We start from the raw sequence: 14,982 nt of genomic DNA, 5'->3' as shown, positions 1-14,982 counted from the left end.
TAGGTACGCCAGCGTGGGACCACCGCCCTGGCGCCATACCGGTAGGGCGCTGCGAGCGCAGGTCGTTCGCGACTCGGCGGAGGTCCTTCGATCGGCCGGGGCGCGTCGGTTTCCTCCCGCGCTCCGGCCGGACACCCGGCGTACCCCCGACGAGGGATTGAGTCGATCGCCATCGATTGATAGGCAGGTTTCGATAGCATTTTCTCCCTCGGAGAGGGGGCGCCACATGCGCCTGTCCATCCGCTCCGCGCGCCTCGGCGCGCTCAGCGTGCCGATCGCCACCGCGATCGTACTGCTCTTCAGCACCCCAGCCGCGGCGAACGTGCCCGTGGCTCAGGTCAGCAACGACCCGTTCACCGACGCGCAGGCCCAACATCAGACGGAAGTCGAACCGGACACCTTCCAGTTCGGCAACACCATCATTTCGGCGTTCCAGACCGGCCGGGTCTTCGGCGGCGGCTCGTCGAACATCGGCTGGGCGACCTCCACCAACGGCGGTGTCAGCTGGACCAACGGATTCCTGCCCGGGATCACCCCCAACGGCGTACCCGCCGGATCGTACGGCCAGGTCAGCGACCCAGCCGTGGCGTACGACGCGCAGGACAACGTCTGGCTCATCTCGTCCCTGGGCATCACCGCCAGCGGCGCCGACGTGCTCACGAGCCGGTCCACCGACGGCGGGTTGACCTGGAGCAATCCGATCGTCACCGCGACGGGCGATCTCGACAAGAACTGGATCGTCTGCGACAACACTGCCGCCAGCCCGTTCTACGGCAACTGCTACACGCAGTACGACATCGTCAGCGGTAACTCGATCCGGATGAAGACCTCCACGAACGGCGGCCTCGCCTGGGGCGCGGCGCTCGCACCCAGTGGCGGCGCAACCGGTCTCGGCGGGCAGCCAGTCGTACGCCCCAACGGCACCGTACTCGTCCCCTACCGGTCCACGTCGTCGTCGGCGATCCGCTCGTTCCGCTCGACCGACGGCGGAGTCAGCTGGCGATCGACGGTGCAGATCTCCACGGTCAGCCACCATACGGTCGCCGGGAGCCTCCGCGAATCGCCGCTTCCGTCGGCCGAGATCGACGGAGCCGGCACCGCCTATGTCGTGTGGGCCGACTGCCGGTTCCGTTCCGGCTGTCCCAGCAACGACATAGTGCTTTCCAAGTCCACCAGCGAAACGACGTGGGCCGCACCGATCCGCCTCCCGATCGACGCCACGACCAGCACGGTCGACCACTTCGCTCCGGGCATCGCCGTGGACAAGTCGACCTCGGGATCGACGGCACGAGTCGGAGTGACGTACTACTTCTACCCAACTGCCTCGTGCACGGCGGCGACCTGCCAGCTGTCGGTCGGCTTCATCTCCTCGACGAACGGCGGCAGCACCTGGAGTGCGCCGACCCAGATCGCCGGGCCGATGACGCTCGCCTGGCTGCCGAACACCTCCCAGGGACGCATGTTCGGCGACTACATCTCGACGTCGATCCTGGCCGGTGGAAACGCGTACCCGGTCATCCCGGTCGCCACCGCACCGAGCGGCACGACCTTCCACGTGCCCATGGTCACCCCGACCGGCGGCCTGCCCGTCTCCGGCGGCGCGCTGGCCGCTGCGAAGTAGACCGGCCCCGAACCGCCGGGAACCGCAGTCGAACCGCCGCAACCGCACCGCTGACGTCCCTCGAAAGAGCACCTTCGGAGGGCCGGGGTGCTGATGCGCCTCGGCCCACTGAATTAGCTGCACCATGTGCGGGGAGTACGCTCCCGCAGCGTGGCAGACCTCCCGACCACCGAGCAGTTGTCCCGGCTAGTGCAGCGCGGACATGGGGCAAGTTACGTCCTCGACGAGGGCACCGACCCCTCCACCGCCTCCGACATCGCTCGCCGCCTGAAGATGTCGCTCCCAGCAGACGTTCTCGTGATCATGTCGCCTTTCCAGCCGCCTCGACTCCGCGTACTGCGGCTGATCAGCGACGACGAAGCGGCGAGCCTCCTGCCGACAGTGCACCGGCTGGTCGCCGACTTCCGAGCGATAGCGGGACGCCTTGTCGGTGTGCTGCGCCACCAAGTCCTCGCCGACTACGACGCGGGCAGGGCGTACGCGGAGGAGATCGAAGTCGACGGAGTCATGTGGAGCCTCCACATGCACGGCGAACACTGCCGACTCGAGTCGGCCGAGAGCGGCCAGGTCGTCGAGGCTCACCTGGACGATCCGGATGCGCTCGACCCGTACTTCCTGCTCGAGTACGCACGCACCAGCCCGGGCGGCTACCCGGATTTGCTAACCGCCTGCATAGAGGGATTCCACGACACGGTCCGGCTGATGGAGCTGGCCGGATATCGCTGACTCAGGAGGTCGTCGGGCAGTAGGCGCAACTAACCAAGACGACGATTCCAGACGGCGCTTGCGTAGAACGTCTGCTTCAGCGCCGGATCATGGATCTGTGGCGAATCTTCGCCCAAGATTCGACCCGGAACCCTGATCCGGCGCAACGGTGCAGCACCCGGCGAGTCGCCGTTTTTCGGTGCATGGCAGCGGACGGGCGGGGGTAGAGGTTGGCATGACTTCTGCCATTGCACCGATCACCCGGGACTATGTCGAGTACCTTCAGGACAAGCTCATCCAGGCCGAGCGAGCCCTGCTCCACATGAGCCAGAATTACGACGCCGCGAAAGCCCACTTCGATGACCTGTGCCTCCGCCAGGGCATCACGCCCGAAGCCGACATGATCTCCTACCAGGACCGGAAGAAGCTGCATCCGGAACTCGCCTTCTGGAACAGCAAGGTCGAGCATTTCCAGCGGGAGGTCGCCGCCTACGGAGCGGCGCTCACCGGGATCGAGGCGGCCGGGCGCATGCTGGCCCGTTCCAGAGGAGCCGGCTCGCAGGCATAGATCTACTTGGTGCGCTTGCGCGCGGCGAACGACTCCCGTCTCACGACGAGCTTCTTACCCTTGACAGTGCTGTCGCGAAGGGCCCTGATCACGTCGTCGGCTGCCCCGGCAGGCACCTCGACCAGCGAAAAGCGGTCCGTGATCTCGATCGCCCCGATGTCGCGCCCCTTCAGTCCCGCCTCGTTGGCGATCGCGCCGACGATGTCCTGCGGACGGATGTTCGCCCGGCGTCCGAGGCCGAAGAACAGCTTGACGGTGCCTCCGGCCGAGCGGTTGACGCCCTTGCCGCCACGTCGTTCCGGTTCGTCGCGACGTGCCTTGCGGCCGATGTCGTCGGAGTACTCGGGGATCTCCTCCTCGTCGATCTCGTTCCCGGTGGACTCATGCGCGAGTTGCACCGCGGCGAGAGCGATGTCGACGATGTCGAACTCGTCGCCGAGCGACTCGACGACGACGCGGAACCGCTCGAGCCGGTCACCGGCCACCAGGATCTCCTGCAGGGCGGCGCGCGTCATCTCCAGCCGCCGGGTTCGCAGGTCCGCGACAGTGGGCAGCTTCTCGATCGTGAAGCGGTGCTTGGTGGCCTGTTCGATCGTCTTGAGCATGCGGTGCTCACGCGGCTCGGCCAGGGTGATCGCCACGCCTTCGCGGCCGGCGCGCCCGACGCGACCGATGCGATGCACGTACGCCTCGGCCGCCGAGGGCACGTTGTAGTTGATCACGTGGGTAAGAAGGTCGATGTCGAGACCCCGCGCCGCGACGTCGGTGGCGATGAGCAGATCGGCGGTGCCCGCCCGCAGCCGGGCCATCACCCGGTCGCGCTGATCCTGGCTCATCCCGCCGTGCAGCGGCTCCGCGCGATACCCGCGACCGTTTAGCGTCTCCGTGAGCTGGTCGACCTCCTCACGCGTACGGCAGAAGACGATCGCCGCCGCCGGGGACTCGGTGTCCAGAATCCGGCCCAACGCGGCTGCCTTGTGCGCCCGGCTCACCATGTACGCGCTCTGGCGGACCTTCGGGGCCTCGCCCCGGGTGGTTTCGTGCCGACCCATCTCTATGCGTACCGGGTCGCGCAGGTAGCGCCGGGCGAGCGTGCCGATCCGCGCCGGCATGGTGGCGGAGAAGAGGACGGTCTGGCGCTGGTCGCTGGTCTCGTCGAGGATCGCCTCGATGTCCTCGACGAAGCCCATGTCCAGCATCTCGTCGGCCTCGTCCAGCACTACCGTCGAGACCTCGCTCAGGTCCAGCGTTCCGCGGTTGATGTGGTCGATGGCCCGGCCCGGCGTGGCGATGACGACGTCGACGCCCTGCCGCAGCGTCTGGAGTTGCCGCCCGATCGGCTGACCGCCGTAGATCGGCAGCACCCGGACGCCCAGGTCTCGACCGTAGCGGTGGAACGCCTGGGAGACCTGGACGGCGAGTTCCCGAGTGGGCACCAGCACCAGCGCCGCCGGTTTGACGCCCCGTTCGCCGTCGGCGAGGCCCTGCAGGATCGGTAGCGCAAACGCGGCAGTCTTGCCCGTGCCGGTGGCTGCCTGGCCCAGCACATCGTTACCGGCCATCATCGGCGGAATCGACGCGCGCTGGATCGGCGTCGGTTCCTCGTAGCCGAGATCCGCCAGCGCCTTGAGCAGCTCCGAACGCAAGGCCAGGCCGGTGAAGGACGCCGCCTCCTCCGACGGGCTCATCGCCATCAACTCCCACCCTGTAGACGTCAACAGGGATTATCCCAGGCCATCATCGCAGCCGAACCACCACGTCACCGCCTAATCGTCAAGACGGAGCATCGCGTGGCGGAGGTCCGACACCCGGCGGGCACTGTCCGCGGCGAGGATCAGATAGACACTGGCGGTCCACGTGTACGCACGATCGCGGAGCCCTTCACCGCTCAGAGCATCGAAGTTCTCGGCGAATCCGGAGCTCTCGCACAGCTGCCGGAATCGGGTGCTGACCTCGTCGGCGAGCTCGACGAAGCCGGCTCGGCGCAGGCCGTCCTCGATCAGCAGGGTGGCCGGGGCCCAGATGGGTCCGCGCCAGTATCCGTCGGGCTGGTATGCGTCGGACTGTGGCAGCTCGGTGGCCAGCCCGTACCGGGTGAGGTGGGCCTTGACGCGGTCGGCGAGCGCCTCCGCGACCGGCGGCGGCAGGTCTTCGCCCAGCACGATCGGCAGCTGATCGAGCAAGCTCGCCGTCGTCCGGGTGGTGCCGGAGGCGACCGCGCGGGTGACGAACTCGGTTCCGTTCCACAGTTCCCGGAGCATCGCATCGCGGAGGTCCGACGCTCGGCGGGCCCAATCCGAGGCCGCTTCGTGGTCGCCGAGTTCTCCGGCGAGGCCGGCGAGCGTACGCAGTTGGAGGGTAAGGAAGGCGGCCAGGTCGGCGGTTTCCACCACCCGATCGGCGTCGAAGGTGGTGGCGTTGTCCCAGCCGGAGTCGTTGCCGTGCTGGTAATGGGGAAGCTCCGCTGCCGGGGCGCAGCGGGCGTCGAGCCAGAACGAGGTCCACGCCGACAGTTCGTGGTAGACCTCGATCAGCTGCTCCCGGGGCAGCTCGGCGCCCAGCCGGTCACGCACCAGCCGCAGGGCCCAGCCGTGGACGGGTGGTTTGACGAAGTTGTAGAGGACCTCCGAGTGGGCGACCGAATCCGGGATCGCGCCGGCGGGGTCCTGATGGTCGAACGGCAGGCGGAACTGGTGCCACGCCAACTCCGGTACGCCAGCAGCGAGCGCGATGGCGTTGAAGCAGTGATCCCAGCTCCACACCTTGTCCATCCAATGCTTGGACATGAGGACGGCGGGGCGCTTCAGGAAGCCGGCCGGGCGTACGGTCGCCGACCAGAGCACGTAGGCGGCCAGTTCGGCGGCGGGCGTACCGGGCCCACGCCAGGGCGCGATCGCATCGGCGAACGCGGTGAACGCCTCAGCTGCCGCGGCCGCGACGTCATCGAAGTCGCGGGCATATGAATAAGGAGAGCGCGCGTTGTCCAGTTCCTCGATCGCGATCTCCCAAGGCGTGTCGGCGGGGAACGTGAGTTCTCGTTCGGCCGTGCCGAGCGCCTCCGCGCCGCTGACCGTCACCTGCCCCGACAGCACCGTGACCCGATACCGCCGCCCGGTCTCATAACTGGTGAACACGTACGCGCCGGCGACTGGGTCCCGATACAGGTAGATCCCGCTGAACGGGGTCAGCTGCGCGTCAGCCGATCGCAGAATCAGGCCCAGCCCCTTTCCGCGTACTCGTATGGTGTCGGCAGACTCGAACGCGGCCTCGACGCGCCCACGCTGATGGACCCAGCCGAGCCTCGCGGGGTTTGCGCTGACCGCGGCCTCGACCCGGCGGTGGCCGTCGGTGGGCACGAGCCGGAGGACCGCGTGCAGGCCGGTCTGGTGCGAGACCAGATGAAGGTCGTCGGCGTAGGTGTGTTTCGCGATCACTGGCGAGATGTCGAGCCAGGACCCGTGGTAGCTGAAGGGGATCTCCTGGACGGTGAACGTCGGGGAGGCGATTGTCATCAAAGTTCCGTTCCTAGTCCTTGATCGCGCCCGAGGTGACCCCGGCGGCGACGTATCGCTGGGCGAGGACGAGCAGGATCGTGGCCGGAATCGAGGCGACCACCGCAGTCGCCATGATCGCGTTCCACTCCTGATTGTTGTTGCCTATGTAGTGGTAGATGCCCAGAGTGATGGGACGCTGATTGCCACCACTGTCCAAAGTGCTGGCATAAACGAAATCCGACCACGCCCAAAGGAAGGCGAATAGCGACACGGTGATGGTCGCGTTACGGCTGACCGGCAGCACGACGGACCGGAAAGTGCGCCAGGGCCCCGCGCCGTCGACCTTCGCGGCCTGCATGATCTCGTCCGGGATGCCGGTCATGAACGTGGTGAAGATCAGGACCGCGAACGGCACGGCGAGGGTGGAGTCGGCCACGATCAGGCCACCCACGGTATTGAGCAGCCCGAGGTTGAGATAGATCGCATAGAAGCCCATCGCCATGATGATGCCGGGAATCATCTGGGCCACCAGCAGAACAAAACTCAAGGCTCGGCCTCCGCGCGGGTTCAGCTTGGCCAACGAGTACGCCGCGGGTGCCGAAACGACGACGGTGAGGACGACAGTGCCGATCCCGACGAACAGACTCGTGCCCAGATAAGGCAGTTGGTCGTGCAGAACCGTTCGATAACCGTCGAGCGTACCGTCGACGGGGAACCAATCGGGCGGACTCTTGCGCATGTGTTCGGGCCGGGTGAACGAGACGTTGATCATCCAGTAGACCGGGAAAAGCATGATCGCGGTGAGGAGCAGCCCGAGCGTGGTTTTGAGCCAATGACGGTGTCGTGTCATGGTTCGTATTGCCTTTTCTGCGCGCGGATGTAGACCAGACCGGCGATCAGCGCCATCACGATGAGTAGGTTGCCGACCGCTGCACCCGGCCCGAAGGCAGGCAGCAGATTGCCGAAGCTGAGCCGATAGGACCAGGTCGCGAAGGTGGTGGACGAGTCGCTCGGGCCACCCCGGGTCATGATCCAGATGAGGTCGAAGACCTTCAGCGTGTAGACCAGACCGAGCAGCAGAGTGATCGCGGACACCGGCCGCAGCAACGGGAAGGTGACCCGCCAGAACTGCTGCCAGCCGTTCGCGCCGTCGAGCTGAGCCGCCTCGTACAACTGCGCCGGAATCGATCGCAGGCCGCTGTATAGAACGACCAGGTTGAAGGGCACGCCGATCCAGATGTTGGCGATGATCACGGAGACGAGCGACCACTGTGGAGACGTCAGCCAGTTCACCGGATCGACGCCGAGCATACGCAGAGCGGCGTTGACCACGCCCGAGTCGCTGTTGAGCAGCCACGACCAGGTCGACGCCGACACGATCAACGGCAGCAACCACGGGACGAGGAACAAAGCCCGCAAGGTGGCCGACAGCCGGAACGACTTGGCGAAGAACACCGCCAACGCCAGACCGATGACGAACTGGAAGGTGAGCGACACCACCGTGAACACCACGGTATGCGTCAGCGCCGGCCCGAACGCCGGATCGCCTAGCACCTTGGCGTAATTGGCCCACCCGGTGAACGGCGCTCCACCTTGGACGAACGAGCGTACGGTGTAATCGCGCAGGCTGAGGTCCAGGTTCCGATAGAGCGGGTACGCGAAGAACGCCAGCAGGTACGCGGTCACCGGGGTGAGGAACGCCCACGCCGCCCACTGTTCCGCTTGGCGTCCCCTGTTGCGCTGGCGCTGGGGGCGCTGGCGCTGGGGGCGCTGGCGCGTTACCCGGGATATTGCGGTCTCGCACACTGTGCGAGGGGACGTTATCCCGGATAACGCGCGAGTGCGGGCTGTCATGTGGCTACTTCGTGGCCGCAGCCGCGGCGGTCTGCGCGGTGGCGAGAGCGGCCTGGGGACTGGCCGAGCCGGACAGCGCCGCTTGCACCGCAGTCCACATCGGCTGGGAGATCTTCGGATACTTCGTCCCGAGGTTGTCTCCCGTACGCCCCTTGGCCGCCTTGACCGCGTCGACCCAGACCTTCAGCTCGGGATTGGCCGCCACCTGTTTCGCCTGTACGGCAGCAGTCGGCGCAATGTAGGACAACGTGGTCGTGGTAGCCAACGAGTTGTCGGTGTCGGTGAGGCAGGCGACGAGCTTCTGGGAGACGGCGTACCGGGCGGTGCTCTTCTGCACCGGCACGGAGACGAACTCCCCACCCGTCGGTGCGGCAGCGGTTCCGCCACTGATGCCGGGAACGGCGATGATGCCGTACTCGAATCCGGTCTTCTTCGCGTTGGCCAGCTGCCACGTGCCGTTCTCGGCGAACGCGTACTGGCCGGTGGCGAACTCCTGCCAGCTGGTGGTCTGCGTGTTGTTGATGACCGAGTTCGGGGCGTACCCCTTCTTCAGCCAGTCGGTCCACAGCGACAGCGCGGAGACCGCCTCGGGCGAGTCGAGCTTCGTCAGGTTCGCACCCGAACCCCAGAACCAGGGCAGGAACTGGAAACTGCCCTCCTCGGTGCCGATCGCCGAGAACGTGATGCCCTTCTTCCCAGCCGCGGTCACCTTGGCCAACGCCGCCGTGAGCGATGCCCAGTCCTTCACCGAGGCGATGTCCACGCCGGCCGCTGTCAGCACTGTCTTGTTGTAGTACAGCGCCAGGGTGTTGGCGCCGATCGGGATGCCGAAGGTCTTGCCGCCGCTCTGCCCGGCCCCCAGCAGGTTGGGGTCGATCGCCGACGTGTCGAGCTTGATGTCGTCACTGGTCGTCAGCACACCCGCCTCGGCCAGGGTCGAGATCACCGGGTTGTCGACGATCAGCACGTCCGGCGCGTTGCCCTGCTGGGCGGCCAGCAGCGTCTTGCTGGTCAGATCACTGGTGTCGAATGCGGTCCGCTTGACCGTGACACCGGCTTTGCTCCCGCAGTCGTTCAGCAGCTTGACCCAGTTCGAGGAGTCGTCGAACTGCGGATACGGGTCCCAGATGGTGTACGTGCCGCCGTCGCCGGACGCGCCGGTCTTGTCCTCCGACGAGCAGGCGACCAGGGCGCCCGCCGCCACGAGGGCGACCAGGGCGACGCCTACCGCGCGCCGCCGCGATGCCGTTTGCTTCACAGCCCATCCCTTCACCAGGTTGCGCTTGCGCTTCATCCGTGTGCCGTTCGCTGTTCTGCGTTCGCGCTCGCAGTTCCGCGTGCGTGCTCGTTCCGCGTGCGTTGCGAGCGTGTGTCGAATCGGTTCGCCGAATCGGTTCGACAGAACATAGGCTCGTTTCGCCGGTCCGTCAATGGGCTGGCTAGATGTCCAGCTCGCGTGCGGTTATCGTTGACGAATCGGTTCGATGATCCAGTCGGCTGGGCCGGTGTGGCATGCTCAGGCGCGGACGTGAGGGAGCGGGATGAACATCGGCGAGATCGCCCGGCGGGCAGGCGTGTCACGCAGCACGGTGTCCTACGCGTTGAGCGGCAAACGGACCGTCTCCGAGGCGACCCGCCGCCGCATCCTCGACGTCATCGAAGAACTCGACTACCGGCCCAACGCCAACGCCCGCGCGCTCAAAGAGGGGCGTACGCGCACCATCGGCCTGGTGATCCCGCCCGCGAGCCGCCGGTTGACCGACATGCAGCTCGACTTCGTCGCCAGCGTCGTGGACGCCGCGGCCCGGGCCGATCTCGACGTACTCCTCTCGCCCTCGGGCGGCGACCACGACCGCTCGTTCGAACGGGTCGTGACCGGCCGCCGCGTCGACGGCGTGATCCTCATGGAGATCCGGCTCGAAGACGCCCGCGTCGCCCGGCTCCAGCAGGCCGGCCTGCCATTCGTCGGCATCGGCCGCACGTCCCGGCCCGACGACATGTGGTGGGTCGACGTGGACTATGCCGCGTTGATGGCCAAATGCGTACACCACCTGGCCGACCTCGGTCACCGCGACATCGCGCTGGTCAACCGGTCCGCCGAACTCGTGGCCGCAGGCTACGGTCCAGGTCATCGAGCCCTGGCCGGATTCACCCAAGGGGTACGCGAACGCGGGCTGACCGGCGTCGATTACTGCTGCGCCGACGACACCGCCGCCGGTGAAGCGTGCCTGAATCAGATCCTGCGGGAGCATCCCGAAGTCACCGCCGTGGCGACGATCAACGAAGCAGCATTGCCGGGCATCCAGCACGCCCTGGAGAACGCCGGACTGAGCGTACCGACAGACTTCTCCGTCACCGGCGTCGCCGCTCCACATTGGGCGGAGAACTTCCGGCCGCAGCTCACTGCCGCTGACGTGCCCGCCCTGGAGATGGGCGCTCGCGCCGTCGAACTGCTCGCTGAATGCATCGCCGATCCCTCGGCGGCTGCTCAGCACCTGCTGCTCACGCCGCCGATCTCCCTTCGGGGGAGCACTGGGCCTGCTCGACGCTGACGCTTCGCTTCCGCTTCGCGGGTTTGCCGCGCTGCTGCGCCCGCTTCCGCTTCCTTTCGCGCCGGGTCCGCTGCGCTGGCGCGGCTGCTTGCGCGACATCCCGGGATAACGCGGCTTTGCGCGCTCGAATAGCGACGTTATCCCCGGATACGGCGCGGCCCTGCTGGCCCGGGCGGGGCGCTCTGCTGCGCTGGCGGGGCACCCTGCGTAGCGGAGGGCGCCGCGGGCGAACCGTTGACACACCGGCGCGAGATATTTACGCTCGTCTGCGAATCGATTCGACAACCGTCCTCGCCACCTCGCCCAAAACGCCTGTAGTGCTGGAGAAATCGCGTACCCGCTTGTGTCGAATCGATTCAGAATCCGTGCTCGCGCCTCGGCGACCGTCCGCTCCCAGCGGTCGCCGACCCGCCGAAGGAGCCGCCCGTGCACACCACATCGCCACCCGCCTACACCGTCCGAACCAGACGCGGCAGAGTCGCCGCGCGCCTGCTCGCCGGAGTCCTCATGACCTCCTCCATCGCGCTCACCGGCGTACCTGCCGTCGCGGCCGACGAGTCGATCTCCGTCAACTTCAGTGTCGCCGGCGGATCACCCACTTACCGGGCCTCGGGCTGGATCTACGGCATGACTGAGAATGCCGCAGGCCCGCCCGATCATTTCTTCACCGACGTGAAGTTCCGTTACATGCGAGCCGGCGGCGCTCAGCTCGACTCGCCTGGTGGCTGGGTCTCCGGCCGCTACCAGCGCCGTTGGGACGCCACCCTCGCTCAGGCTCGGCGTACGCTCGCCCTCGGCGGTCAGTTCGTCATCCTCAACCACGATCTGTGGGGTGCCGACGGCTATCCGATCTCCCGGTTCCCCGGCGACAACGGGGACTGGAGCGACTACGACGCCTTCCTCACCCGCCTGATCGGCGACGTACGCGCGGCCGGGATCACGGTGGAGTGGGACATCTGGAACGAGCCGAACCTGTCGTTGTTCTGGAACCGGCCGCAGTCGCAGTATTTCGAGCTGTGGCGGCGTACGTATCAGCGGCTGCGTACCGAATTTCCCGGTCAGCTGATCGTCGGCCCGAGTCTGGCGGGCGTACCCACCACCGCGACCGGCTGGTGGACGCAGTATCTCGACTTCGTCAAGGCCAACAACGTCGTGCCCGACATCGTCAGCTGGCACAGCCTGCCGAGCGATCCGGTCGCCAACGTCGCCAACGCCAACTCCAGCCTCAACGCCCGGGGCATCGCCCACCCACGTCCCTATCAGATCAACGAGTACGGGGCGAGCAACGAGCAGAACCCCGGCGACGGTTCGTGGTACATCGCCCGGCTCGAACGCGCCGGCGCGGACGGCCTGCGCGCGAACTGGGCAAGCGGCGGGAACCTGCACAACGACTTGGCGAACCTGCTCACCCACGACGCCAACGGGGTCTACTCCCCCAAGGGCGAATGGTGGGTCTACAAGTTCTACGGTTCACAGACCGGCCTGATCGCGCAGACCACCCCGAGCACGGCGTACGACGCTTTCGCCACCAAGGACTCCGGAGTCGCCAAGATCCTGGTCGGCGGGGGTGGCACCACTGGCAACATCGCCGTCAACATCCAACGTCTCGACGCCACTAGTGGCATCGTTCAGAACAACCAGGTACGCGTACTCACGCAACGCATTCCCTACAACAACGGCGGCGCAGTCACCGGGCCGATCACGGTTCAGGACGCGACCGTGACCTTGTCCAACAACGCGACCACGGTGAACCTGGCGCACACCAACGCCGACGAGACATTCACCATCACCCTGCTTCCGCCGTCCGGCGGGGGCGGTGGGGCGTTCCAGTCCGCCGCTGTAGCCCAGCATTCGCAGCTGTGCCTGGAGAACCCCAACGCGAGCACCGCCAACGGTACGCAGCAACAGCAGAACACCTGCACCAGCAGCGCCCAGCAGCGGTGGAACTTCCAGCCCGTCGCGGGAGTCGCGGACACCTACACCGTCGTCAACCAGCAGAGCGGCAAATGCCTGGATGTCAACGGGGTGTCCACTGCCGACGGTGCGGCGGTCATCCAGTGGACCTGCAACAGCAGTTCCCTGAATCAGCAGTTCGCCCTGCGCAAGGTCACCTATGCGGGCAACGACCCGCGCGACTACCAACTGGTGGCCCGGCACAGCGGCAAGTGCGTCGACGTCAGCAACATCTCGACCGCACCCGGAGCATTGATCCACCAATGGACCTGCAACCCGGTGGGCCAAGGCAGCCCGCTCAACCAGACCTGGCGACTGCCGGGTCGCTAGGAATCGCGGCCGGGCTATGCGTCCGTGGCCCGGCCGCCTTCTCCCCCCGTTGATGATCTGTACGCCCTGCGCGTAACTCGCACTGGCTGCGTAGCTCACCCGGGTTATGCTCGGCTCGGGCAGTGCGCCTGCCCGAGCCCGACGGAATGCTCACGCCGTCCGTCACCCGAGGCCAAGAGGCTCCGACTCAGCGCGCCGAATGGATGCTGCCCGCGTCGCTGTTCGGCGGGGAGCGTGAGGCCTCGCCGGAGGTTCCCATGGACGACAGCCAGCCCCCGAACGACCGGCACCGTCGACAGTCCGTCCCCGGGCGGGCCCGCAAACGCGCCATCCGGCTGCACGCGGCGTGCACCGGAGTCTCCTACACCATCGCCGCGCGCCGGCTGGCCGCCGGGACGATCAACGCCGACCAGGGCCGGACGCTCTACCCGGCCGACGCGACGCGCTCGCGGCGTACGCTCGCCGAACGGATCGCCGACGCGAGGCTGGCCGCCGATCTCCCCCACGGCCGGGCCGCTCACCTGATCGAGCGGTTTCCGCCCCGCGACGGCGGCCCCGGCGTCGGAACCCTCTACGGCGGTTCCGCCCGGCAAGACGTCCTCGGTCAGGCGTACACGTTGGTCGTCGACGAGCGGCCCGACCTCGAACCGAGCGCGATCGACCTGGCCTGGCAGGCGGAGTCCGGGGAGGAGACGGTGCTCGACACCGCTTGCGCGCAGCTGGACCGGGCGGTACGCCTGTTGCTGGACGAGGGCTGGGAGCGGATCGCGTCCGCCTTGCCGTTGTCGCCGCAGCTTCTGGACGTCCGGATCGACGGCGCCCGGCAGATCATGGATGCCCTGCTCGTGGTGAGCGAGGACGGTCACGTCCCCGGGACGCGGGTCGTGATGCTGTCCGGCCGGCCCGCGACGATCGTCGGCGCGAAGTGGGCTCTCACCGGACCGCCGATCGCGTACGCCGTCCGCCCGCACGGCCTGGCGGGCGAGGCTCCGGCTGTGGACGTCCTCGTCCCGCCGCACGAGTTGCTCGTGCTGGCCGGTCAGGGCACCGAGTAACGCGATAAGCAGACCTCGGGCAGAGCGCCTGCCCGTGCCCCGTTCACCGGGGCCAAGAGGCTCCGACTCAGCGCCGGTCCGATCAGCCGTCAGAAAGGCGTTGATGAGCATGTTCGAGAGGTTCACCGACGGATCGCGTCGGGTGATGGTGCTGGCCCAGGAAGAAGCCAGGATGCTCAACCACAGCAATGTCGGGACCGAGCACGTCCTGCTCGGTGTGCTGCGGGAAGGGGAGAGCGTCGGCGCCCGGGCGCTGGAGAAGCTGGGCGTCACGCTGGAGAGTCTCCGGCTGCAGGTGGAGGAGATCATCGGCCTCGGCCGGGAGGCGGTCGGCGGGCAGATCCCCTTCAGTCCCCGCGCCAAGAAGGTGCTCGAGCTGAGCCTGCGGGAGGCGTTGCAGCTCGGCCACAACTACATCGGCCCCGAGCACATCCTGCTGGGACTGGTACGCGAAACCGAAGGCGTCGCAGCACGCATCCTCGGGCACATGGGCGCCGACCTCAATCGCGTACGCCAGCAGGTGATCCAGCTGTTGTCCGGCTACGAAGAGGGGACGCATCCGGCGGGCACGGCTGAGGCCGGTCCGGCGAGCAGCCTCGTGCTGGATCAGTTCGGCCGGAGTCTCACGCAGTCGGCCCGGGAGGGCAAGCTCGACCCCGTGATCGGCCGGGAGAAGGAGATCGAGCGCGTCTTGCAGGTGCTGTCCCGCAGGACGAAGAACAACCCCGTGCTCATCGGCGAACCGGGCGTGGGTAAGACGACGGTGGTCGAGGGTCTGGCGCAGAAGATCGTCAAGGGCGAGGTTCCGGAGACGCTCAAGGACAAGCAGCTCTACACGCTGGACCTGGGC

The 14,982-nt window shown here is 67.2% G+C and carries 12 protein-coding genes; 7 read left to right on the top strand and 5 right to left on the bottom strand.

The features are described from left to right. The first annotated feature begins 226 nt into the window (after nucleotides 1-226). The 3 genes from HOV77_RS19450 (at nucleotide 227) to HOV77_RS19440 (ending at nucleotide 2,894) form a co-directional block, all read left to right on the top strand. A complete protein-coding gene (locus HOV77_RS19450; RefSeq protein WP_290863852.1) occupies nucleotides 227-1,621 on the top strand; it encodes a sialidase family protein in 1,395 nt (464 codons plus the stop codon). A 150-nt stretch (nucleotides 1,622-1,771) separates the two neighbouring features. Next, nucleotides 1,772-2,347: a hypothetical protein gene (locus tag HOV77_RS19445; RefSeq protein ID WP_290863851.1), complete on the top strand. Its 576-nt coding sequence runs from the start codon at nucleotides 1,772-1,774 to the stop codon at nucleotides 2,345-2,347. Nucleotides 2,348-2,561: 214 nt separating this feature from the next. Beyond that, nucleotides 2,562-2,894 (top strand): hypothetical protein, encoded by a 333-nt coding sequence (locus tag HOV77_RS19440; protein WP_290863850.1) that lies wholly within the window; start codon nucleotides 2,562-2,564, stop codon nucleotides 2,892-2,894. 2 nt (nucleotides 2,895-2,896) lie between these two features. On the opposite strand, the gene HOV77_RS19435 is transcribed toward HOV77_RS19440, so the two are convergent. The 5 genes from HOV77_RS19435 to HOV77_RS19415 all read right to left on the bottom strand — a co-directional run bounded on the left by HOV77_RS19435 (nucleotide 2,897) and on the right by HOV77_RS19415 (nucleotide 9,500). After that, complete coding sequence (locus HOV77_RS19435) at nucleotides 2,897-4,588, bottom strand: DEAD/DEAH box helicase (protein WP_290863849.1); 1,692 nt, start codon at nucleotides 4,586-4,588, stop codon at nucleotides 2,897-2,899. Nucleotides 4,589-4,660: 72 nt separating this feature from the next. Further along, complete coding sequence (locus HOV77_RS19430) at nucleotides 4,661-6,406, bottom strand: trehalase family glycosidase (RefSeq protein WP_290863848.1); 1,746 nt, start codon at nucleotides 6,404-6,406, stop codon at nucleotides 4,661-4,663. Nucleotides 6,407-6,419: 13 nt separating this feature from the next. Continuing rightward, a complete protein-coding gene (locus HOV77_RS19425) occupies nucleotides 6,420-7,238 on the bottom strand; it encodes a carbohydrate ABC transporter permease (protein WP_290863847.1) in 819 nt (272 codons plus the stop codon). Continuing rightward, complete coding sequence (locus tag HOV77_RS19420; RefSeq protein ID WP_290863846.1) at nucleotides 7,235-8,074, bottom strand: sugar ABC transporter permease; 840 nt, start codon at nucleotides 8,072-8,074, stop codon at nucleotides 7,235-7,237. Before HOV77_RS19420 ends, HOV77_RS19425 begins: the two co-directional genes overlap by 4 nt. Nucleotides 8,075-8,246: 172 nt before the next feature. After that, a complete protein-coding gene (locus tag HOV77_RS19415; RefSeq protein WP_290863845.1) occupies nucleotides 8,247-9,500 on the bottom strand; it encodes an extracellular solute-binding protein in 1,254 nt (417 codons plus the stop codon). A gap of 283 nt (nucleotides 9,501-9,783) precedes the next feature. On the opposite strand from HOV77_RS19415, the gene HOV77_RS19410 reads away from it, so the two are divergent. From HOV77_RS19410 to HOV77_RS19395, 4 genes are all read left to right on the top strand, one after another. After that, nucleotides 9,784-10,794 (top strand): LacI family DNA-binding transcriptional regulator, encoded by a 1,011-nt coding sequence (locus HOV77_RS19410; protein WP_290863844.1) that lies wholly within the window; start codon nucleotides 9,784-9,786, stop codon nucleotides 10,792-10,794. Between the two features lie 426 nt (nucleotides 10,795-11,220). After that, complete coding sequence (locus HOV77_RS19405) at nucleotides 11,221-13,077, top strand: RICIN domain-containing protein (protein ID WP_290863843.1); 1,857 nt, start codon at nucleotides 11,221-11,223, stop codon at nucleotides 13,075-13,077. A 122-nt stretch (nucleotides 13,078-13,199) separates the two neighbouring features. Further along, the gene (locus tag HOV77_RS19400; protein ID WP_290863842.1) at nucleotides 13,200-14,132 is read left to right on the top strand and encodes a hypothetical protein; all 933 of its coding nucleotides are present in this window, start codon (nucleotides 13,200-13,202) and stop codon (nucleotides 14,130-14,132) included. A 109-nt stretch (nucleotides 14,133-14,241) separates the two neighbouring features. Further along, the coding region (locus tag HOV77_RS19395; RefSeq protein WP_290863891.1) for a Clp protease N-terminal domain-containing protein at nucleotides 14,242-14,982 on the top strand (741 nt) is incomplete at its 3' end.

It is taken from the genome of Hamadaea sp., assembly GCF_013362815.1.
Lineage (GTDB): Bacteria > Actinomycetota > Actinomycetes > Mycobacteriales > Micromonosporaceae > Hamadaea.
The sequence above is the reverse complement of the archived record's forward strand: the minus strand, read 5'-3'. Positions and strand labels throughout refer to the sequence as shown.

What these genes read in the sequence shown, in the direction of transcription:
- HOV77_RS19425 (WP_290863847.1), bottom strand. Translation starts at nt 7,238, where the DNA reads ATGACACGACACCGTCATTGGCTCAAAACCACGCTCGGGCTGCTCCTC.
- HOV77_RS19430 (WP_290863848.1), bottom strand. Translation starts at nt 6,406, where the DNA reads ATGACAATCGCCTCCCCGACGTTCACCGTCCAGGAGATCCCCTTCAGC.
- HOV77_RS19410 (WP_290863844.1), top strand. Translation starts at nt 9,784, where the DNA reads ATGAACATCGGCGAGATCGCCCGGCGGGCAGGCGTGTCACGCAGCACG.
- HOV77_RS19440 (WP_290863850.1), top strand. Translation starts at nt 2,562, where the DNA reads ATGACTTCTGCCATTGCACCGATCACCCGGGACTATGTCGAGTACCTT.
- HOV77_RS19450 (WP_290863852.1), top strand. Translation starts at nt 227, where the DNA reads ATGCGCCTGTCCATCCGCTCCGCGCGCCTCGGCGCGCTCAGCGTGCCG.
- HOV77_RS19435 (WP_290863849.1), bottom strand. Translation starts at nt 4,588, where the DNA reads ATGGCGATGAGCCCGTCGGAGGAGGCGGCGTCCTTCACCGGCCTGGCC.